This window comes from Pseudoalteromonas sp. SG43-4 (assembly GCF_014164325.1).
In the GTDB taxonomy this organism is placed as follows: Bacteria; Pseudomonadota; Gammaproteobacteria; order Enterobacterales; family Alteromonadaceae; genus Pseudoalteromonas; species Pseudoalteromonas distincta.
Genome location: NZ_JACJFB010000029.1, coordinates 1 through 20,610, shown reverse-complemented (window position 1 = coordinate 20,610; position 20,610 = coordinate 1). Strand labels below are relative to the sequence as shown.

Below are 20,610 nucleotides of genomic sequence, written 5' to 3'. Positions count from 1 at the left end.
TTAAAGTATTAAAAAAGGAGCGCATGCGCTCCTTTTTACTTTTAATATAGTTTTATAAATTAACTACTTCTGACATCTACTTTAAGTTTTAGCTTTTGGCCAGGTTGTAAGTATTTTTGACCGGCTAAATTATTCCACTTAATAATTTCGTTAACGCTTAGATTAAACTTAGACGCAATACGTGCAAGTGAGTCACCACGGCGTACTTTGTATGTAATAGTACGGTTGGTACTTGCCGTTGCTTGTGGTTTATTAGCTGACTTATACACAGTAAGTTTTTGATTTAGGCGCAGTACAGAGTTTTTCTTTAGCTTATTCCATTTAGCCAACTCATCCATAGTTACGTCATATTCGCGGCTAATGTCCCATAACGTGTCGCCACTTTTAACTGTGTGCGAAAGCTTTGTGCGAGTTGCTTTATTAGCAGCTAAGCGCATCTGCTTTGGTAAATGTTCGCTATTTATAGCGCCATCAGTAAGCGGGACTAATAATTCTTGGCCTACTTTAATCGTATTTGATTTGAGTTTATTAAGCGATCGGATTGCACTTGAGCTCGTTGTAAACTTTTTGGCAATTACTGATAAGCTGTCGCCTCGAGCCACAATATAACGTTGCCAGCGTAATCTGTTTTTAACATCAGTGTTTGCTAGTTTTTGGCTAAATTGCTCTGCTTTATCTACTGGCAGTAACAAAGAATGTGGGCCATTAGGATCAGTTGCCCAGCGGTTAAAACCAGGGTTTAATCTGTATAGCTCAGTAAGCGTCATATCGGCCATATCAGCAGCAAGTGCTAAATCTATTTGCGAGCCAACATCAACCACTTCAACCACTTGTGCATTAATTACTGGTTGCCATGTAACGTTAAAATCATCTGAGCGTTTTAATAAATCGGCAAGTGCTAATAACTTTGGTACGTAGGCTGTTGTTTCGCTAGGTAAATCAAGAGACCAAAAATCGGTAGGTAAATGCTTTTTACGATTCTTTTTAATAGCGCGCATCAAGCGCCCTTCACCTGAATTATAAGCAGCAATCGCATTTAGCCAATCGCCTTCAAGTGTTTTATGTAAATACGACAAGTAGTCAAGTGCTGCGCGAGTCGACTGCACTATGTCGCGACGACCGTCGTACCACCAGTTTTGTTTTAAATCGAATCGCTCACCGGTTGCAGGCATAAACTGCCAAATGCCCGATGCGCTGCGATTAGAATAACCAAATGGGTCAAATGCGCTTTCTACAATAGGCAGTAGTGCAATTTCGATTGGCATTTCGCGCTTTTCTACTTCTTCAACAATAAAGTGTAAGTAAGGTTCTGCACGTTTAGAAATACGATCTAAATAGGCTTGGTGGCGAGCGTAATAGTTACGTTCAGTAACAACAGGGCGGTTTTGCGGTATTTCGATAGAAAGTTGGTAGCGAATTCGCTCCCACACATCATCAAACACGGGCGCTTCTTGCTCATCAGAGTCAACTTGCTGATATTGTGCGTTTACCATCAATGCATTGTTAATGTCGTTAGGACTTGCGCCTTCGAGTTGTTGGTTTGCTTGCGTGGCAACTTGAGAGTCTGACTCTAATGTTGTCACAGTTTGACAACCACTTAGCGCTAACGCCAAGGCTACTAATAGGGGAGATTTATTCATAAATACCAATACATCGGGTAAAAAACTCGGCGAATACTACCTGTTATGAGTTAACATTGCCACTTAATGACTTTTTAAAACGCAGAAATAGAATCATCACTATATCTTAAGTTAATGATTCTAATGAAATAAATATTAAAGCATTAGTTTTTGCATTAAAAATTGTCTTTGAACTGTCTCAGACTCGCAAAGTTTCCCCAAGGTTCATTGTTTTTTGTAACCGAGATAAATTTCTCTGGCACTAACTCTATAATGGTTGGCAAATCGCTACGCATAAATGGATTTATTTTTAGCTCCTGTCCAATAGAGGTCGGTAGAGAAATTTGATTATTACTGCGTAATTCATCTACTTTTTTACTGTACTCAAGGAGTTCTGGATTGCGTGGTTCAACTGCTTCGGCAAAGGCAAGATTAGCTTGCGTGTATTCGTGCGTGCAATAAACAACACAGCTTGCAGGCAGCTCTCTTAGTTTATTAAAAGATTTCCACATTTGCTCTGGCGTGCCTTCAAATAAGCGCCCACATCCGCCGCTAAATAATGTATCGCCTGTAAAAGCAAGTTCATCATTTGTGTAACAAATATGATCAAGCGTATGCCCAGGAGTTGCTAAAATAGTAAAGTTAATATTAAGCACACTGATGCTTTGTCCATCAGTGAGTGCGTGAGTGACGCCTTTAAATGGACTATTTGCAGGGCCATAAACCGATATATCTGGATAGGCGTCAACTAATTCAGCTACGCCATCAGTGTGGTCGTAGTGATGATGCGTAATTAAAATGCCACCAAGCGTTAGTTTGTGCTCAGCTAAGTACGTTAATACGGGATGTGCTTGGCCTGGATCGACTACCCATGCTTGGTTACTGTTATCGGTAGTTAAACACCAAATGTAATTATCAGAAAAGGCTTTAATTGCTTTGACTTGCACCATGGTAAATTGCTCTATAAAGTGACACTTATCGCATAGTATAACGAGCTCAAAAAATGAAACCAGCCCTTAGTTTTCAAGAAGGACCCAAACCACTGTCGTGGCAGCAGTTTCCTCATGGGGATTATTTACGCACAGATATTGAACGTAAAATGGAGCAATGGCTTCCGCGTATGTTTGGCTATCATATGCTTAAGTTGGGTAATTTAAGTGGCGAATTAAACACAAGTATAAGTACGATTAAACACCAAGTGTGTGTTGCAGAGCCTGGGCCTTACACTGGGGTAGTTGCTGACATAGATGAATTGCCATTTTACGAGCACAGTATTGATGCTTGTATACTAAGCCACTGCTTAGAGTATCATTCAGACCCACATCACATTTTACGAGAAGCACATCGCACGCTTATTCCGGGCGGTTATATACTAGTGACTGGTTTTAATCCGTTTAGTTTGTGTGGGCTTGCACAAATGCTGCCTTTTAGTGGTCAGAAGTTACCATGGACGGGGCGCTTTTTTACCCCTGCGAGGGTTAAAGATTGGCTAAATTTATTGGGTTTTGAAATTGTAAGTGACGAACGTTTTATTTATTCATCACTGGCAAGAGGTAACAGGTTATCAAGATTTGAGTTTTGGCGGACTTTTGCAAAACAGTATTTAAAACCAATGGGCAGTGTTTATATGCTGGTGGCACGAAAGAGAGTTGCGCCACTTACGCCGATAAAACCTAAGTGGCATGCTAGGCCGCAGTTTGCACCAGTAAAAGGGGCAGGGCTTAGACAAACGTCAAAGCAACACTTTAAATCGTGCGAGCAAAAAAATAATACCAATTGCATTAAATAAGTGATCTATCATAGCGCTAAGAAAATAGCACATTAACAAGGCGAAAATTGTGACATATAGTTGTTCTATATGAATAATTTTTAACGCAGTTAGTGAGTTATTTAATGCGATAGAATGAACATGTTTTTAATAAAATTGGTATAACAACTAGCTTAGAATAAATTTAAGGCTGGTAGCCTACATCTTCTAGTAAATCTTTACTGCCAGCGGCATCGCGCGCTAAATCGTCAACTATTTCGTTGTATTTATTGCCGCTATGCCCTTTAACCCACTTCCAAGTTACATTGTGCTCGCTACAGGCTTTATCTAAGCGTTTCCATAAATCGACGTTTTTAACCGGCTTTTTAGCTGATGTTAACCAGCCACGTTTTTTCCAGTTAGTGATCCACGATTCAATGCCTTGCTTAACATATTGGCTATCGGTTGTTAGGTTTACATCGCATTCTCGAGTGAGTGATTCTAGGGCAACAATAGCCGCGAGCATTTCCATTCGGTTATTTGTTGTGAGTTTATAACCTTGGCTCATTTCTTTTTCGTGGCCGTTATAAATCATAAAAATACCATAACCGCCGGGGCCTGGATTACCTAAACATGAGCCGTCGGTGTAAATCTCTACGGTTTTTTGCACTGTTTTACCTTGATCTTATGTACAATAAAGTGATTATAGAAAGATACCAGAATCAGGCTAAATTCGATATGGCACGTAGACAAATAGTTTTAGATACAGAAACCACCGGCATCGACCCTAAACAAGGGCACCGTATTATAGAAATTGGTTGTGTGGAGTTAGTAAATCGCCGTTTAACAGGCAATAACTTTCACGTTTATATAAACCCACAACGCCCAAGCGAAGAAGAAGCAATCGACGTTCACGGTATCACTAACGAATTTTTACGTGATAAACCGTTATTTCATCAAATTGCCCAAGAGTTTTTCGACTATATTGAAGGGGCAGAGTTAGTTATTCATAACGCGCCGTTCGATATTGGCCATATGGATAATGAATTTGCACTACTTAATCAGGGCTATCCTAAAACAGAGACTTTTTGTCAAGTTCTCGACACGCTTAAAATGGCGCGTGACTTGCATCCAGGTCAAAAGAACAATCTTGATGCATTATGTCGTCGTTACGATGTAGATAACGCAAAGCGAACACTTCACGGCGCGCTACTGGATTCTGAAATTTTAGCCGATGTTTACCTTGCCATGACGGGTGGTCAAACAAAGCTGAATTTGAATCAAAACAAAGATGACGGCAGCGAGCAACAGAAAGGCGGTATAAAGCGTTTAAATAGCGATAGAGCCCCATTAGTTGTATTGCGAGCAAGCGACGCTGAGCAAAGCGCACACGAAGCACGATTAGATCTTGTAAACAAAGAAGGCGGCCAATGTATATGGCGCGCAGAATAAGGCGATTTAATGAAAACGATGTATTTTGTAACAGCGTTATGTGCCGCTAGTTTATTTACTGGCAATGCATATGGCGTAAAACAAGTAGAAGTGCTCAAGCGCGATGGGCATCAAAATGAGATCCCTTTACTTGATAATCGTTTTCGCATAGATAGCAAAATAGATGAAATAACACTGCTGTTTTTTAGAAAATCAGGTGCACCTGCTGTTATTTTAGTGCGGCCCGATGGCAGTAAGTACTTTGCTACTGACTCAGTTAAAAACCCTAACTTAGATTGGTTTGACGAACTCAGCTACGATTTAGTTACCATAAAAAAACCTATGGCGGGTCCTTGGCAAGTAATAGGCAGTATTTTACCCGACAGCAGAATAGTTGTATTAGGCGAAATATCTCTTGAGGCAGAGCCTCTTCCTTCAATGTTGTTTAGGGGGGAGACAATAAAAATCACCGGGAAAATACTAAACGACGGTGAGCCAATTAACACAAACCTATTTAGGGATGTTGTGAGCCTTAATGTTGACTTTGTAAGTACCAACAATGAAAACTTTGCTAACTTTGGCGCAGGCATTCAAGAAGTAGCGGAATTTAAAGACGATGGACGTGGATTTGATGAGCGTCCTAAAGATGGTGTGTTTACCGGCGAGTTTACTTTAGATTTTCCTGCGGGTGAATGGACACCAGAGCTTTACGTGGCAACACCTCTGCTGCAGCGCCGCATTGTGCAAAATACAATAGAAGTGCACGAGCCACCTTTTATAACCGAAGTCGCGTTAGCAGAACAAGACACAGACGAGCATCTGTTAACTATAAATATAGACCCAAGTATTGTTAAGCCAGAGACAGTCATCATCCAGGGAAAAATCTACTATCCCAATAACGAAGAGCAAATGTTTACCATAGATGCTGCAGCTAAAGACTCACGTCAGCTTAGTGTTAAAAATTATGATTGGGGTAGATATAGTGTTGAACTGTCTGTTTTTGGCACTAATATTAATGGCCGTGAATTTATGGCAACGCTACCAACGTATAAATTTGAGATAGAACGACCTATAGAAGCGGTACCCGAAATTGATTCGGCAACAATTATTACGCCAGATAAAATGATTGAGAGTGAGCCTGTTGAAGAAAAAATGGCCACATCGGCAATTATTAGTTTAATTGTAGGCTGCAATACGCTCATTTTATTACTCGGTTGGTTGTTAATTCGTATATTTGTTCAGAAAAAACCGATTAAATTTAAAGTGAAGCTGCCTTTTTTAAAGAAAAAGAAAACAAGTGAAGCTGGTGTTGCCGACACAGAAAAAAATCAAGTCGGTAAAAATGGCTCAAAAAATGACAGATCAGGTGAAATTTTAAACCTTTCGATGACAGATGACTAAAAAACCTATAAAAAAACAAAAAAGCCCTTGACGAAATAGGGGTTGGTTCGTATTATTCACGCCGCTGTCAGGGAGACCTAAACAGCAACGAAAATATGGAGTGGTAGTTCAGTTGGTTAGAATACCGGCCTGTCACGCCGGGGGTCGCGGGTTCGAGTCCCGTCCACTCCGCCATTTTCGTAAAACTTGTAAGTAAAAGCTGGAGTGGTAGTTCAGTTGGTTAGAATACCGGCCTGTCACGCCGGGGGTCGCGGGTTCGAGTCCCGTCCACTCCGCCAACACTTACACAACGTATGGTTGTAAAACATATTCTTATTATGGAGTGGTAGTTCAGTTGGTTAGAATACCGGCCTGTCACGCCGGGGGTCGCGGGTTCGAGTCCCGTCCACTCCGCCAATAAGAAAAAATAACAGTTTAAATATGCGCTGGAGTGGTAGTTCAGTTGGTTAGAATACCGGCCTGTCACGCCGGGGGTCGCGGGTTCGAGTCCCGTCCACTCCGCCAACTATTTAAACAATGTTATATTACAAAATTTGTATGCTGGAGTGGTAGTTCAGTTGGTTAGAATACCGGCCTGTCACGCCGGGGGTCGCGGGTTCGAGTCCCGTCCACTCCGCCAACAAATTAAGTAATAACAAGTATAATGATATCTCTGCGGAGTGGTAGTTCAGTTGGTTAGAATACCGGCCTGTCACGCCGGGGGTCGCGGGTTCGAGTCCCGTCCACTCCGCCATTTGATATCATGATTAAAATTAGTAAGTGCATTACCCCATGCACATACCACTGCGGAGTGGTAGTTCAGTTGGTTAGAATACCGGCCTGTCACGCCGGGGGTCGCGGGTTCGAGTCCCGTCCACTCCGCCACTTGTTATTTCCTCAATAACAAGTTTATACTTGAAAAACACTCAAAACACTCAAAACACTCAAATAGTTAACTTTTTTCCTGCGCACCGTTTTTGATATTGATTTGTATTATCATTTGCTTTAATTTGTTTTAATACTATAAAAATTATGGCTTTCTATGTCTGCACCACAGGGCTATCAACGCAACAAATTTGATTTTGATATTTTAGTTGTTGAAGACGATACATTACTTAATGATCAAATTACTGAATTACTAGCTAACCAAGGGTACTCTGTTACACAGTGTTTTGATGGTGATCAAGCGCTTGATTTAGCGGTTGCTCAACGTTTTAGTCTTATTTTATTAGATGTTATGTTGCCGGGAAAAGACGGTTTAGCAGTACTTAATATTTTACGTAGTTGTAATAACACCCCTGTAATAATTGTATCGGCAAAACATGCTGAAGAAGAGCGTATTTTAGGTTTATCAGCCGGTGCAGATGATTATTTAGCAAAACCGTTTAATGGCCAAGAATTATTACTACGCGTAGATTCAGTACTAAGGCGCGTTTTTAAACAAGACACAAATACCCCTTACATTGCTAATATTGATGGACTTGAAATAGATAGCCTACGCCAGCAGGTTTTTCTGCATTGTGAGCTATTAGCTTTTACGCCTATTGAGTTTGCCTTGCTGCAAATTTTAATGAAAAACCAAGAACAAATACTGTTAAAACCTTTTTTATATCAAGCGGCGCTTAACAAGCGTTTCAGTCAGTACGATCGTAGTTTAGATATGCATATGAGTCGTATACGAAAAAAATTAAATAACGCCGGCTGGGATGGCAGCCGTTTACACACTGTGCATGGGCAAGGGTACTGTATTAAATGACACGACGTTTATTTTGGAAGCTTTGCTTAATTATTGGTACTGGTGTTGTTGCGATGTTTTATTTAATTAATGTCGCGGTTAATCATTTTGAAAATGATATGAGCATGCTAAGTGACTCAAGCCGAGAAGAGTTAATTAATTGGCAAAAAAAGGCTGAGGTTGTATTTGATCAAGGTGATATGAGCGAACTTGAGCGTTGGGTTGATGATTTACAACAACAAGAAAATATTTGGGCTGTAATTGCTAAAGCCAATGTGGTTGAGTTAGCAGGTAATCGCTCTCATCGTCATGAGTATACAGGGTATAACTTGGGGCGAAGTATTGATTGGAAAATCCATCTGTATTTTGAGCATGCCCCCGTTATGCAATTACCCTTTAAAGATGGTGCAACTAGCCTTGTTGTGCAGTTGCCGCAAAGAATGCGCCCAGGATCACTTTGGAATTTAACACGTTTGTCGTTACAAGTTTTATTGCCAATGCTGATATTGGTGTGTTTATCTATTGTGTTATATCGCCATATTATGCATCCTATTAAAGAACTCGACTTAGCAAGTAGGGCATTTAGCAAAGGAGACTTTAGTGTCAGAGTTCGAGAGCAGCTGGGCTCACGCAATGATGAACTATCCCAGTTAGCTGAAACATTTGATTTAATGGCAGAGCGGATCAGTGATCAGATTATGCATCAACGTGTATTACTAACTGATCTGTCTCACGAGTTGAGAACACCTTTAACACGCTTAGATATAGCAACTGACAATTTACTCACTCACAGAGAAAAGGGTGTAGAAGACACGCAAATCAAATTAGAGCGTATTCACAAAGAGTCACAGCACATCCGTAAGTTAGTAGATGACACGCTTACTTTATCTTGGTTAGATAACGAGTCACCTCAGTTGCGCATTGAATCTTTGGATTTAGTCGATTTACTCGAAATCCTCATTGAAGATGGGCGTTTTGAGTATCCAGATAAACTGATTTTTGCTGACTTACCTAATCAAGCCTATATTGAAAACAGTAATCACAGAGCATTAGGTCAAGCACTGGAGAATATACTTAGAAATGCACTACGTTACACACCCATTAATAAAAAAGTACGGATTAGCCTCATTGATTATAAACATGAATATAAAATTATTATTGCAGATCAAGGTCCAGGAGTACCTAAAGAGCATTTAAATACTATTTTTAGACCTTTTTTCCGGATTGATTCAGCTCGCTCATGCAACAGTGATAGCTTTGGTTTAGGGCTTGCTTTAGCACAAAGACAATTACATGCGATTGCTGCAACAGTATTTGCTAAAAATGATACTGCAGGTGGTTTAGTAATGACTGTAACGGTTCCTAAAGGTGTATAAATTACATTTCATATTGTTTGCTTGTAAAACTGAGCAACGCTTTCTCGTCCTGCTCACGCCGTTACTTACATGTTTTTAGGCAACTAAAATAGATTGCACCTAACACGTCTTTGTATATATCCTAAATGTAACAAATGTAAAGTTGCTATACTTTTCATTAAAAGAAAATGATAATTCTTCTTATTTGTAATTGAGAAGGAGCGTCCCCCTTGAAAAAATTAGCCCTAATGAGTGCTATTTGTGCATCATTTAGTTCACCTATATACGCGCAAGAACTTGCTAAAAATACAGCGTCTGTTGAAAAAATATCTGTAGTTGGTTCTGCAACTAATTTGAGTATTACAGCTGAAGAAATAGAACAATATCAAGCAAGTGATCTGGCTGACATTTTTCGACATTCACCTTCTGTTAGTGTGGGTGGCTCGGTAGGCGTTGCACAAAAGATCTATATTCGTGGTGTTGAAGATTCTTTATTAAATATAACGGTTGATGGTGCACAGCAAACATCAACGTTATTTCATCATATTGGTCGTGTAACAATAGATCCAGACCTACTGCAACAAATCGATGTGCAAGCAGGTGCCGGCGAAGCAACAAGTGGTCCTGGTGCGATTGGCGGCTCTATCCGCTTTAAAACTAAAGACGCGCAAGACTTACTTAATCAAGGTGAACAATTTGGTGGACGTGTTAAAGCAAGTTACTTTTCAAATGACGGTACGCGTTTAAGCACCAGTGTATACGGTAAATTAAGTGATACATGGGGCGTACTAGGGTATTTCAGTACTGTGGATCGCGAGAACATGGAAGATGGTGATGGCGATACTATTTATGGTACGGCCGCCGATCAAGATATGATGTTTATTAAAGCCAGTGGTGAGTTAGCAGATAATCATCATTTGTCGATAAGTATTGAAAAACGCGACGAAGAAGGGGATTTTTCAGCACGCCCTAACTGGGCGGTACAAGAAGGTGATGCTTTGTATCCAAGTGAAGCAGAGCGAGAGACTTACGTTGCTAATTATATATTTTCTCACAATAACTTATTGTATTTAGAGGCGACAGCATACAAAACCGAATCATCTTTTAATGGCGGCCGATTTGCTTGGCTTGCTGACATTGACACATATGGCTTAGATATTCGTAATACAAGTATTATTGATGAACATAAATTTGTTTATGGCGTTGATTATAGAAATGATGAAGTATCGAGTGGGTCTGCAGCAGGTGCAAAAGAAAATTCAGAACAAGGCAGTGTACTGGGTGTTTATGCACAAGGTTATAGTGATATTACTCCACAACTTTTACTGAGTTATGGGGTGCGTTTTGATAGTTATAAGTTTAAACAAGACATCTTATTAGATGAATATTACGGCACTGCAATTACAGAAAGCGCATCGAGTTTAGATGACAATGAACTGAGTTTTAATATCGGTTTAGCATACGACATTAATGATGCTTGGACAGTAGGGCTTGGATATGCTGAAGCCGCGCGTGGTAAGCAAATAGGTGATGGCTTTACCATTGATGGATATTTATATGACGGTTCAGATATTCCAGTAGCGGATGAAAGTTTAGTACCTGAGACCGTAGCTAATATTGAAGCATCCATAACGTACACTAATGAAAATTTATCCGCTAAGGCAAGTATTTATAATTCGTCTTTAGATGATGTGATATTTGAAGGGTATGAAGGAAACTCGGTTTATAACAATATAGGCACGTTAGAGACTAAAGGATTTGAGTTTGACCTAGCATATCGTTTAAATTCATTTGATTTCTTCATTGGATTTTCAGCTACTGATACAGAGCTTGACCCACGTGATGGGTTGTACAGTGTAAGTTATGATGCAATTGATATTAATGGCTATGAGTTTGTCGGTTTAGGGAATAGCAGAGGCAATACATGGGTTGCTGGCGTTGATTACGACATTAACACTGATGCAAAGGTTGGTTTTAGTGTAACTAAAGTCGATTCACTCGATATTAATACTCTTCATCAAGCTGTTGACCTTGGTTGGACCGATTCTTTATATACCCTAAATAAACCAAGCTATACCACTGTTGATTTATATGGGCAGTGGAATGTGACGAATGCATTATTATTTAATGTTGCTGTTACTAATTTATTTAATGAGTTATATATCGATCATTCAAGTGTGGGTGATTACAGTGAAGTATTTGGCACTGTTGTTGGTCCATACGAATCTGGGCGCGATATTCGCTTATCGATTTCTTATCAGTTTTAAGAATAAGTAACTTATTTTATGTTCTTAAAATTGTTTAAAAAGTGGGTCTTTTGGGCCCACTTAATTATAGGTCTAATCGCCGGTTTATTTATTTTTAGCATGTCGTTCACGGGTTTTCTATTAACCTATGAACGACAGATTGTTGAGCTAGATGAAATGCGATTTACTGTAAATAACACCTATGTTCAACAGCGACTATCGACTGATGATGTTGTGGATATTTTGCGAAAATCGCATCCGAGTCAATCACATATTTATATTCGTTGGGTTAATCGAGAAGGGGCTGCCATTCCTGCCTGGGCTGGAAAGCATAGCTACTTATTACACCCTTATACAGGAGACGTGCTTCGTGAAGGAGAGGGGTTAGCGGCTGACTTTTTTCACGTTGTAACTGATATACATCGTTATTTATTACTGCATGGCGCTTCGCAGGTGATTGGTAAAAATATAAATGGCTACGCTAATCTATTTTTTATCTTTTTATTACTATCGGGTGCTTATCTGTGGTTACCAAAGCGATTTAACCGCTCTGCATTAAAAGGATATTTATTACTAGCAAAGAGTTACAAATCATCACATCATCGAAATAGGCAGTGGCATTTAGTTTTTGGAATTTGGTGTTTACCGGTTTTACTCGTTTTGTCATTAACGGCTACTTTGTTTCATTTTGATTGGGCAAATAAGGCACTGTACGGCGCATTTGGACAAAGTGTACCGGAGCGTGAAAAGCATCTACCAGTATTAGATTTATCGGCTGATGAAGTACTGTACGATACTTTATTTCAACAAGCTAAAGTACATGCAATTAATAATGGTGCTGCTGATTGGTATTCAATGTGGTTAGAATTAGGTGACAAAAAACACGAAGCACGTTTTTATATTGATACCAGTATCGGGAATCGCCAAGAATATGCGTATTCATTATTTTTAGATACTCGCACTGGTGATGCAATTAAAACGTTAAAAAAATCGGATTGGACGCGAGGCGATCAAGCATGGGGAACATCTCGATTTTTACATACCGGTGAATACTTTGGTTTTTTAGGGCAAACATTAGCTGGTTTGGCATCATTGCTCGCATGTTTTTTAGTGTATACAGGCATAGTTTTAGCTTGGAAGCGATTGATAACTAAGCGCTAATTTACACTTATCGTCGAGTATTTGATTGATATGTGCGATTTGATATATAAAAATTTATTTTACACAAAAAAGCCAGCGCATTAGGCGCTGGCTTTTAGTATTCAAATGCTTACTTAGTTAATTAAGCGGCATTAGCTTCTTTTTTAACGCTATTACGCGCGGCTTTGCCTGCAAGTAAATCAGCCGGGTCAAAGTCATCAACGTTAATAACATCTAAACGAGATTGCTCAACAGCAGCTAGTTTATCAGCCTCTGCTTGGCTTAAAATACCTGCTTCAAGCCCCATTTGCGCTACTTTATCAAGCTGAAAGAATGGCAGTTTAAGGCCTTTTTCTTTACATACTCTTTCAAATAATGGCTCAACATCAAGGACGTCTTTAAGCGTTTGCTCTTGACGACCTACAAGGTTAAGCGGCTCATTTGTTAGGTATACGTAGCTTGCTAAACGGTTACGCGTTTCGCTAGGTACTTGTAGTAGTTGTGCTAGTTTATGCTCAAGTTGGTCAGTTGGTTTACGAACAGGGCGACCAAACGGGAATAACAATACTTTTAACACGGCGCGTAGTGGAGCCGAAGGCATGTTATTAATTAAATCAGCAAGTGCACGTTGGCAATGGTAAAGGTGATCTTGGCAACTCCATTTTACTAGAGCAAAATCTTCTTTTTTACGGCCTTCATCGTTGTAACGCTTAAGCGTTGCAGATACTAAGTATAGGTAACTAAGTAAGTCACCTAAACGTGCTGAAATACGTTCTTTACGTTTTAGTGAGCCACCAAATACTGCCATGCTAATGTCAGACATAAGTGCAAGTGATGCACTAAAGCGTGACGCTATACGGTAAAATTCAGCGGTTTCGTCGTTGTACGGCACACTTGTAAAACGAGCGCCGGTAAGAGCAAGCCACTTAGTACGTACAAGGTTCGACATAGTAAAACCAATGTGACCCATTAGCGCTTTATCAAATACGTTAAGCGCCTCTTCGCGGTCTTCAATTTCGCACGCACCAAGCTCGGTAAGTACAAATGGATGACAGCGAATCGCACCTTGACCATAAATAATCATATTACGGGTCAAGATGTTTGCACCTTCAACGGTAATGGCAATAGGTGCACCTTGATAGCCACGACCTAAATAGTTATTTGGCCCAAGCATGATGCCCTTACCGCCAAGTACATCCATTGCATGAATAGTTGCATCACGCATTTGCTCTGTCAGGTGGTATTTAATAATGGCAGAAACTACCGATGGCTTTTCGCCTAAATCAACCGCACCCGTAGACATACTAACCGCAGCATCAGAGCTGTAAGCGTAACCAGCAAGTTTTGCTAGTGACTCTTCAACACCTTCCATTTTACCAATAGGTAAACGGAACTGACGACGAATGCGGCTATACGCACCCGTTGCAACGGCAATCATTTTAATGCCACCGGCAGAATTTGACGGCAATGTAATTGCACGACCAACCGATAAACACTCAACCAGCATGCGCCAGCCTTGACCAGCCATATCTGGACCACCAATAATATAATCAAGTGGTACGAAAATATCTTTACCGCGAGTAGGACCATTTTGAAATGGTACGTTAAGCGGGAAATGTCGACGACCAATTTCAACTCCAGGAGTGTCCGTTGGAATAAGTGCACAGGTAATGCCTGGCTCTTTATTGTCGCCAATTAGCCCATCTGGATCTTGTAACTTAAACGCAAGACCAAGTACGGTAGCCACTGGGGCAAGTGTAATGTAACGCTTATTCCACGTTAAACTAACACCCACAACTTCCTCACCATTCCATTGCCCTTTACATACCACACCGTAGTCTGGAATTGAGCTTGCATCAGAACCCGCTTCTGGCGACGTTAATGCAAAACATGGAATTTCTTGACCGCTCGCTAAGCGCGGTAAGTAATGATCTTTTTGCTCTTTTGTACCATAGTGTTGTAATAATTCACCTGGGCCTAAAGAGTTTGGTACACCAACAATTGACGAAAGTAATGTTGATTTACTCGTTAGTTTTTGAAGTACACAAGACTGTGCAAATGCAGAAAACTCTAAACCGCCGTATTCTTTTTTGATAATCATGGCAAAGAATTTATTATCTTTTAGATATTGCCATACATCTTGAGGAAGGTCGGTTAGTTCGTGCGTTGCTTCCCAATCGTCCAACATGCTACATACTACTTCAACAGGGCCATCAACAAAGGCTTGCTCTTCAATAGTAAGTTTAGGAACTGGGTATTGGTGAAGTTTTTTCCAATCTGGGTTACCGCAAAATAAGTCAGCTTCCCACCACGTCGTACCGGCATCAATAGCTGATTTTTCAGTATCAGACATGCTTGGCGTTACTTTTTTAAACGTAGCAAAAATAGGCTTGATGATATATTGCTGACGAAGGCCAGTAACAGAAAGAGGAACCGCGATGATCAAAAAGATCAACCAGCTAATTAAACCAAAAGCACCCGCAAAGGTACCAATTAATAAAGTTATAGCCGAAACACCAAGTGCTGTGTTCCAACTTGCTCTGTGGTAAACCGCAGTGCAAAGCAACGCGATTAGAACCAGTGTAAATATGAGTGTCATTTTTATTCCTTAATAGAGGTCAGACCACCTCACTTAGAGTAGCGCTAGTAACAGTAATTTTCAAGTACATAACGATGTTAAATTGTAGTAGAAAGTAACTTAAATACGATATTTAATTACCCGACAGAGGAACGCTCAATAACTATCGTATAGTCAAAGCATTAGCCGTAAGTAGTGTTAACGTAAAAATAAATAAATCTAATAGCAAAATGACACTTTTTAAGTAAGTATAGCCGTTATAGCGGGCTGCAATTTAGTGTACGCTTAATACACAAATATTCGCTATTTATTTTAATGTATGGTTTTTAAGGGTTATTTTATTAATGTGTGAATTACTTGGCATGTCAGTTTTTAACAATGTCATTTGTATCAACTAGTATCAATCCTATATATTACTGAGTCTTTAGATTTTAAAGCTGTTCTTCTTGTCTCTTTAAGTTAGTATTATCTCAGTCAAAACTGCGACCAAAACTGTGACCTGTGTGTTGGTCACAGTTTCAATGGATGAGATATGAAATTTACAGACAAGTCTATAAAAGCACTTAAGCCTAAGCAAAGTCGGTATGTATTAACTGAGAATGGTAACTACGGCGAAGGGCGTTTACAAATACGAGTAAATGAAACCGGAACTAAAACATTTAGAGTACAGTATCACTTTAATGCCAAACGTAAAGTAATGGGTATTGGTACTTATCCTGCAATTGATTTAAAAGCAGCGCGTAGTAAACATGCTGAAATATCAGAACTACTCAGAAAAAAGATTGACCCACAAGAAAATAAATTAACCCAAGCAAGTATCGCATTTGAGTCAGCAGCTAAACGAACAATACACCAAATGCTTGATGATTTTAATATTCATATAAGTACACGTTGGGCAGAGTCAACTATAGACAGAACTGAAAAGCTAATTAAAAGAAATCTCACCCCATATATCGCGCCTGATTTAATGCCAGAAGAGTTCACAATCGATATGGCACGCGACATTATTTACCGTGTCTATAATCGTGGCGCTAAAGAACAAGCCCGTCTAGTACGTAGCGTATTAATGAGCATACTAAAATTCGCCATAGATTTTGATAACTCACCAGAGCAATACAAAAAGCCAAACCTATATGATATTAAAATCAACTTCATAAGAGACATTAATTTTGAAACGCCAAAAAACAAAGGCGAGCGCTGGCTAAACGAAGATGAACTAAAAAAAGTATGGAATGCCGACGACCTACCTTATTACACCCACCAATACATAAAACTGGCATTATTACTTGGTGGCCAACGAGTAAACGAGGTTTACGGCTCTTATGTAAGTGACTTTGACCTAGAAAATAAAACGTTCACCATTCCCGCTAGCAGAATAAAAGTACAACAGCGTGGCGATCACATAGTGCCATTATGCGATACCGCAATAGCTATAATACAAGAGCTAACGCAGCAGCAAGGCAAAGCAGGACAAATGTTTCCGCATCGTGATAACCCAATAGCTAGCGCTCATGTATCAACACTTCGCATGGCAATAATACGTTGGTGTGAAAAAAACAAAGTACCAAACTTTAATCCGCGCGACCTGCGACGCACGTGTAAAACACTCATGGGCAAAGCGGGTATTGATAAAATAAACCGCGACATACTCCAACAACACAACAAGTTTGACGTATCAAGCGTGCATTATGACAGGTATGACTATATGAAAGAGAAAATGCAAAGCATTGAGGTGTGGGAAAACTTTATTTATTGTGCCATAAAGTAAGCTTAGTATTTTTAAAGGTCTGGAAAGAGCGAAAACCGGAAACTGAAAAAGTTAAATTTATTACTAGCTGTTTTAATGACTTGTTTACAAAGGTAATTATTGGTGAAATTATCAGGGTATATAATATACACCATTTTGGTGTGTTATAAACCACCAAAATGGTGTTCAATAAGCTGTTAGGCTTTTCTAAAGGTTAGAGTTAATGAATAGTATCCAGACTATATTAGATCGCCCCATTATTTTTAGGACAGTAGATAAATCTGTCTACGATTCCACTTTAACAAGTGGCTCTTTATGGTTGCGTTCAAGTCATTATTATCGAAATATCGAGGATCAAACAAGAGCTGATAAATCAGAAGGTATTAACGGGACACAATGTAGTTTCCCTCTACATTTTAAACCATTATCTGCTCAATCTTTATCATTAGAAGGTAATGGAACTATTGGTACTGAAATTATTCCTCATTACATAATCTCAATGCACGGAACAAGTATCGCAGATAAAGTCAGGAAAGAATTTGGTGGATTTACTATGGGAGTCAGGTGTCTCGCAGATCTAAGTGCTGAGATACTTTTTCAAGTTTCACAGCAATTACCTGTAACCTCATATAGATTCGGTCAAGTAACTTATCAACGTACAGCGCTTTCTATGTCTCATAATCTAAATAGTGCAGCACTTAAACTTGATGGTAGCCCATCGATAGCAGTTAAATCGATAAATACAGATGTTTTACGTAAAGATCCAGTTGAACCATTTATATTGCAAGACGAATGGAGAATCGCTATTTTTACACAAGGGTATTTAAATAATGATCCCAATGAACCTCTAAAAATTAACGTCAACACTAAGCATTTTTACGAGTACATAAAAGCCTAACTAGCACTTTAAACGGAACAAAAAAACAGTTGGTTAGGTTTCGCTTCGTTTCACATTTTAACCAACTATTTTTGTCCGCTTAAGTGGGCGTTATAAGCCTTCAGAGTATTTTAATCGTTATACGTTACTAATTATATTGGATATTACTATGACAACTAAAGATAGACCTGCGATACCGGAACCTATAAAAAGGGAAGTAAGACAACAATGTTTTTTTGGTTGTGCGATTTGTGGAATGCCATTCTTTCAATATGATCATATTGAGGAATATTCAGAAGTCAAAAAACACGAAGCTAATAATTTAATTTTATTGTGCCCCAATCATCATGCCGCAAAAACAACTAATAAACTTTCAACCGAAAGAATTATTGAGGCTAAGCGAGCCCCATTTAATGCTAACCGCTCTTTTACATCGCCTTTTACAATCGAGAAATCTAAAGAAATAAAGATTCTATTAGGAAGCAATGAGGTTAGTGGATGGTTTCCTAATGAATACGGAGAACATCACGCTATATGGATTAATGGGAAAAGCTTTTTTACTATTCATGCCGAAAATGAATGGTTGTCAATTTCGCTAGTTTTAACTGATTCTAACGGTAAAGTTTTATTAGTTATAAATAGAGGTGAACTTCACTCTTCGACAGCCCAGTGGGACTATTTGTATGAAGGTGACAACATTAAAATTAGAGCTGGATTAAGAGATGTATTATTAGATTTAAAGGTGTCCGATCAAAAAGTAGAAATATTGAAAGGAGGCTTTTTAGATTCTGGGTTAGATGGTTATCGTGTACAGAATGGAATGCTAGAAACTTTATTTCAAGGTAAATCATGTGGTATTAGCATTGGTAATTCAGCGCGAGACAATGGGTTTGGTGGCTGGGGAATTTTAAATTCAAATAAATACCCAGACATTAAAAAACAGGGTGGATTTGGTTTCTTTCGCGGTAGTTAAGTCTATATTCAAGGCTTATAACAAAGCGTTGAGGCTGTAGAATTACTTATTTTTAAGAGAAACAGCCTGTTTTATGGGTTCAAAATGCATTACATAATGCTTTAAAAACGCTTAGAGTTAATTACAGGAGCTCGTTTTTTAATTGAATTTGGCTGTTAGAGTTATTCTACAGTCTCGTTAGCTTTTTGGAGGTGTTTTGAAAAATATTTCAGCGGTAGTAAGCGATGTTGTAAAAGAACGAATGAAGAATACCTTTCTAGGCAATTTTATCATTTCTTGGGTTTTGGTAAATCACGCACTGATCTTATATTTTATTTTTAGTGGGGATGATGCAAATAAAAAACTAAATAAATTAGATTTACTAGAACTTAGTATATTAACTGACTTAGTTTACCCTTTGCTTTTAGTTATTTTGTATTTGTACATATTACCATTAATTAATCTGGCTCTATTGAGTGTGAAATTAAGATTTATTGAACCATTATTGTCTAAATATAAGAATGGTGAACAAGAGTTATTATTAGATGCGAAGTTGGAAATAGAAGATAAACGTCTAGATTTATCATTTCGTGAAAAAGAGCGAGAGGTAAATATTGAACAAAAAAAATCGGAATGGCAAAAACAGCAATCGTTATCAGTTGAAGTAGAAGCAAACGCTGCTAAAAAAAGACAAGAAGCAGAGCAAAAAGAAGCAGAGTTTACAGCTATTAAATTGAAAAATTTAGAAAAGATTATCAAATTAGAAGATATATTGGAACGCGAGAAATTAATTAATAACCGTGAAAATGACTTAAGAAAAAGACAGCAGTTCTTTGAAGATAAATTACATGAGTTTGATTATCAGAGGCATTCAGCTCAATGGGTGGTTTTAGATAAAGAGACTGCTACCGGAGACCGTGTCACCCTAGATTTTGAAGGTTCAATTAATGGTGAAATTTTTGAAGGTGGAAAAGCTGAATCATTCTCAATTGAAGTTGGGAGCGGTAGAATGATACCAGGATTTGAGGATGGTTTATTAGGTCGCCGTTCTGGAGATAAGTTTAATATTCCGGTTAAATTCCCTGATGATTATCATGCTGAAAACCTTAAAGGGAAGAGCGCGCAATTTGATATAGCGATACACAAAGTAGAGTCATTAATGGTTCCTATATCTGAACAAAAAAGCTAATAAGTTTCTTAAACAGAATAAAATACTTGGCCATCGCTTCGCGATTATAGCCAACCATTTTTATCCGCTTAGCAAGGTGTTGAGGCTGTAGAGTTACTCGTTAAAAAAAACAGCCTGTTTTATGGGTTCCAAATGCATTACCTAATGCTTTAAAAGCGCTTAGAGTTAATTCCAGGAACTCGTTTTTTAATTGAATTTGGCTTTTGGAGATATTCTACAGTCTCGTTTCCAATGTCCGCTCATGGTACTGAGCCGAACTTCGGCAAAGAGCGAGAAGCGGTCATTGAGGTTGGCTAAATATCGTCGTTAATAGATTGGTCAAACTGCTTTTTGCGCATATATTCATGAAAATGAGCGCTGCGCGCATATTGATTCGTTTAACTTTACCTAAAAAATTTAGAAAACTTAGTGATAGTAATGCCTTAGGTAATTTGTTAAAACTATATAAAGTAGATAAATGAGCGTGGTGTCGGTAGAAATATGCGCGACGAGCGCACTATTAAATTGTTATGTTCTAGGAAGAGAATGAATACTCATAGGATTATTTTAGGAGCTTTATTTTTCGTAATCGGAGCTTTATTTTTCATTATTGTCGGTATGACCTTTGTAAATAA

General features: G+C 38.8%; 15 protein-coding genes and 7 tRNA genes. 18 read left to right on the top strand and 4 right to left on the bottom strand.

Annotation, left to right across the window (positions count from 1 at the left end; all coding sequences use genetic code 11):
• Window positions 1-59 precede the first annotated feature (59 nt).
• A complete protein-coding gene (locus tag H5160_RS19140; protein ID WP_149602939.1) occupies window positions 60-1,640 on the bottom strand; it encodes a LysM peptidoglycan-binding domain-containing protein in 1,581 nt (526 codons plus the stop codon).
• A 155-nt stretch (window positions 1,641-1,795) separates the two neighbouring features.
• Window positions 1,796-2,569 (bottom strand): hydroxyacylglutathione hydrolase, encoded by a 774-nt coding sequence (gene gloB, locus H5160_RS19135; protein ID WP_182721490.1) that lies wholly within the window; start codon window positions 2,567-2,569, stop codon window positions 1,796-1,798.
• A 53-nt stretch (window positions 2,570-2,622) separates the two neighbouring features.
• On the opposite strand from gloB, the gene H5160_RS19130 reads away from it, so the two are divergent.
• Window positions 2,623-3,408 carry a class I SAM-dependent methyltransferase gene (locus H5160_RS19130; RefSeq protein WP_002963022.1) on the top strand — a complete coding sequence of 262 codons (786 nt, stop codon included), beginning with the start codon at window positions 2,623-2,625 and terminating at the stop codon, window positions 3,406-3,408.
• A gap of 163 nt (window positions 3,409-3,571) precedes the next feature.
• Here the strand turns inward: H5160_RS19130 and rnhA are convergent, their stop codons facing one another.
• Window positions 3,572-4,036 carry a ribonuclease HI gene (rnhA, locus tag H5160_RS19125; RefSeq protein ID WP_002963021.1) on the bottom strand — a complete coding sequence of 155 codons (465 nt, stop codon included), beginning with the start codon at window positions 4,034-4,036 and terminating at the stop codon, window positions 3,572-3,574.
• A 68-nt stretch (window positions 4,037-4,104) separates the two neighbouring features.
• Between rnhA and dnaQ the strand changes: the two genes are divergently transcribed.
• The 13 genes from dnaQ (at window position 4,105) to H5160_RS19060 (ending at window position 12,674) form a co-directional block, all read left to right on the top strand.
• Window positions 4,105-4,818, top strand: a complete 714-nt coding sequence (gene dnaQ, locus H5160_RS19120) for a DNA polymerase III subunit epsilon (protein WP_182694170.1) — start codon at window positions 4,105-4,107, stop codon at window positions 4,816-4,818.
• 9 nt (window positions 4,819-4,827) lie between these two features.
• A complete protein-coding gene (locus tag H5160_RS19115) occupies window positions 4,828-6,198 on the top strand; it encodes a TIGR03503 family protein (protein ID WP_182738385.1) in 1,371 nt (456 codons plus the stop codon).
• A 97-nt stretch (window positions 6,199-6,295) separates the two neighbouring features.
• Window positions 6,296-6,372 (top strand) — tRNA-Asp (locus H5160_RS19110).
• A gap of 27 nt (window positions 6,373-6,399) precedes the next feature.
• Window positions 6,400-6,476, top strand: a tRNA-Asp gene (locus H5160_RS19105).
• 41 nt (window positions 6,477-6,517) lie between these two features.
• A tRNA-Asp gene (locus tag H5160_RS19100) sits at window positions 6,518-6,594 on the top strand.
• A gap of 31 nt (window positions 6,595-6,625) precedes the next feature.
• A tRNA-Asp gene (locus H5160_RS19095) sits at window positions 6,626-6,702 on the top strand.
• Window positions 6,703-6,740: 38 nt separating this feature from the next.
• Window positions 6,741-6,817: transfer RNA gene (locus H5160_RS19090), tRNA-Asp, on the top strand.
• Window positions 6,818-6,854: 37 nt separating this feature from the next.
• Window positions 6,855-6,931 (top strand) — tRNA-Asp (locus H5160_RS19085).
• Between the two features lie 54 nt (window positions 6,932-6,985).
• Window positions 6,986-7,062 (top strand) — tRNA-Asp (locus tag H5160_RS19080).
• Window positions 7,063-7,219: 157 nt separating this feature from the next.
• Complete coding sequence (locus tag H5160_RS19075; protein ID WP_024599751.1) at window positions 7,220-7,933, top strand: response regulator transcription factor; 714 nt, start codon at window positions 7,220-7,222, stop codon at window positions 7,931-7,933.
• Window positions 7,930-9,288: a histidine kinase sensor domain-containing protein gene (locus tag H5160_RS19070; protein ID WP_182738383.1), complete on the top strand. Its 1,359-nt coding sequence runs from the start codon at window positions 7,930-7,932 to the stop codon at window positions 9,286-9,288. Before H5160_RS19075 ends, H5160_RS19070 begins: the two co-directional genes overlap by 4 nt.
• A gap of 209 nt (window positions 9,289-9,497) precedes the next feature.
• On the top strand, window positions 9,498-11,534 hold the full coding sequence (locus H5160_RS19065; protein ID WP_182716731.1) for a TonB-dependent receptor: 2,037 nt from the start codon (window positions 9,498-9,500) through the stop codon (window positions 11,532-11,534).
• A gap of 18 nt (window positions 11,535-11,552) precedes the next feature.
• The gene (locus tag H5160_RS19060; RefSeq protein WP_182738381.1) at window positions 11,553-12,674 is read left to right on the top strand and encodes a PepSY domain-containing protein; all 1,122 of its coding nucleotides are present in this window, start codon (window positions 11,553-11,555) and stop codon (window positions 12,672-12,674) included.
• Between the two features lie 121 nt (window positions 12,675-12,795).
• Here H5160_RS19060 and fadE read toward each other — a convergent pair whose 3' ends face one another.
• The gene (gene fadE / locus H5160_RS19055; RefSeq protein WP_182738379.1) at window positions 12,796-15,252 is read right to left on the bottom strand and encodes an acyl-CoA dehydrogenase FadE; all 2,457 of its coding nucleotides are present in this window, start codon (window positions 15,250-15,252) and stop codon (window positions 12,796-12,798) included.
• Window positions 15,253-15,763: 511 nt separating this feature from the next.
• Between fadE and H5160_RS19050 the strand changes: the two genes are divergently transcribed.
• The 4 genes from H5160_RS19050 to H5160_RS20670 all read left to right on the top strand — a co-directional run bounded on the left by H5160_RS19050 (window position 15,764) and on the right by H5160_RS20670 (window position 19,996).
• A complete protein-coding gene (locus H5160_RS19050) occupies window positions 15,764-16,999 on the top strand; it encodes a site-specific integrase (protein ID WP_182738377.1) in 1,236 nt (411 codons plus the stop codon).
• A 202-nt stretch (window positions 17,000-17,201) separates the two neighbouring features.
• On the top strand, window positions 17,202-17,876 hold the full coding sequence (locus tag H5160_RS19045) for a hypothetical protein (RefSeq protein ID WP_182738376.1): 675 nt from the start codon (window positions 17,202-17,204) through the stop codon (window positions 17,874-17,876).
• Window positions 17,877-18,024: 148 nt separating this feature from the next.
• Window positions 18,025-18,828 (top strand): HNH endonuclease signature motif containing protein, encoded by an 804-nt coding sequence (locus H5160_RS19040; protein ID WP_182738374.1) that lies wholly within the window; start codon window positions 18,025-18,027, stop codon window positions 18,826-18,828.
• 196 nt (window positions 18,829-19,024) lie between these two features.
• Complete coding sequence (locus tag H5160_RS20670; protein WP_259417315.1) at window positions 19,025-19,996, top strand: FKBP-type peptidyl-prolyl cis-trans isomerase; 972 nt, start codon at window positions 19,025-19,027, stop codon at window positions 19,994-19,996.
• Window positions 19,997-20,610: the final 614 nt, after the last annotated feature.

What these genes read in the sequence shown, in the direction of transcription:
- H5160_RS19040 (WP_182738374.1), top strand. Translation starts at nt 18,025, where the DNA reads ATGACAACTAAAGATAGACCTGCGATACCGGAACCTATAAAAAGGGAA.
- H5160_RS19060 (WP_182738381.1), top strand. Translation starts at nt 11,553, where the DNA reads ATGTTCTTAAAATTGTTTAAAAAGTGGGTCTTTTGGGCCCACTTAATT.
- H5160_RS19140 (WP_149602939.1), bottom strand. Translation starts at nt 1,640, where the DNA reads ATGAATAAATCTCCCCTATTAGTAGCCTTGGCGTTAGCGCTAAGTGGT.
- gloB (WP_182721490.1), bottom strand. Translation starts at nt 2,569, where the DNA reads ATGGTGCAAGTCAAAGCAATTAAAGCCTTTTCTGATAATTACATTTGG.
- H5160_RS19075 (WP_024599751.1), top strand. Translation starts at nt 7,220, where the DNA reads ATGTCTGCACCACAGGGCTATCAACGCAACAAATTTGATTTTGATATT.
- dnaQ (WP_182694170.1), top strand. Translation starts at nt 4,105, where the DNA reads ATGGCACGTAGACAAATAGTTTTAGATACAGAAACCACCGGCATCGAC.
- H5160_RS19050 (WP_182738377.1), top strand. Translation starts at nt 15,764, where the DNA reads ATGAAATTTACAGACAAGTCTATAAAAGCACTTAAGCCTAAGCAAAGT.
- H5160_RS19045 (WP_182738376.1), top strand. Translation starts at nt 17,202, where the DNA reads ATGAATAGTATCCAGACTATATTAGATCGCCCCATTATTTTTAGGACA.
- H5160_RS19130 (WP_002963022.1), top strand. Translation starts at nt 2,623, where the DNA reads ATGAAACCAGCCCTTAGTTTTCAAGAAGGACCCAAACCACTGTCGTGG.
- H5160_RS19115 (WP_182738385.1), top strand. Translation starts at nt 4,828, where the DNA reads ATGAAAACGATGTATTTTGTAACAGCGTTATGTGCCGCTAGTTTATTT.
- H5160_RS19070 (WP_182738383.1), top strand. Translation starts at nt 7,930, where the DNA reads ATGACACGACGTTTATTTTGGAAGCTTTGCTTAATTATTGGTACTGGT.
- fadE (WP_182738379.1), bottom strand. Translation starts at nt 15,252, where the DNA reads ATGACACTCATATTTACACTGGTTCTAATCGCGTTGCTTTGCACTGCG.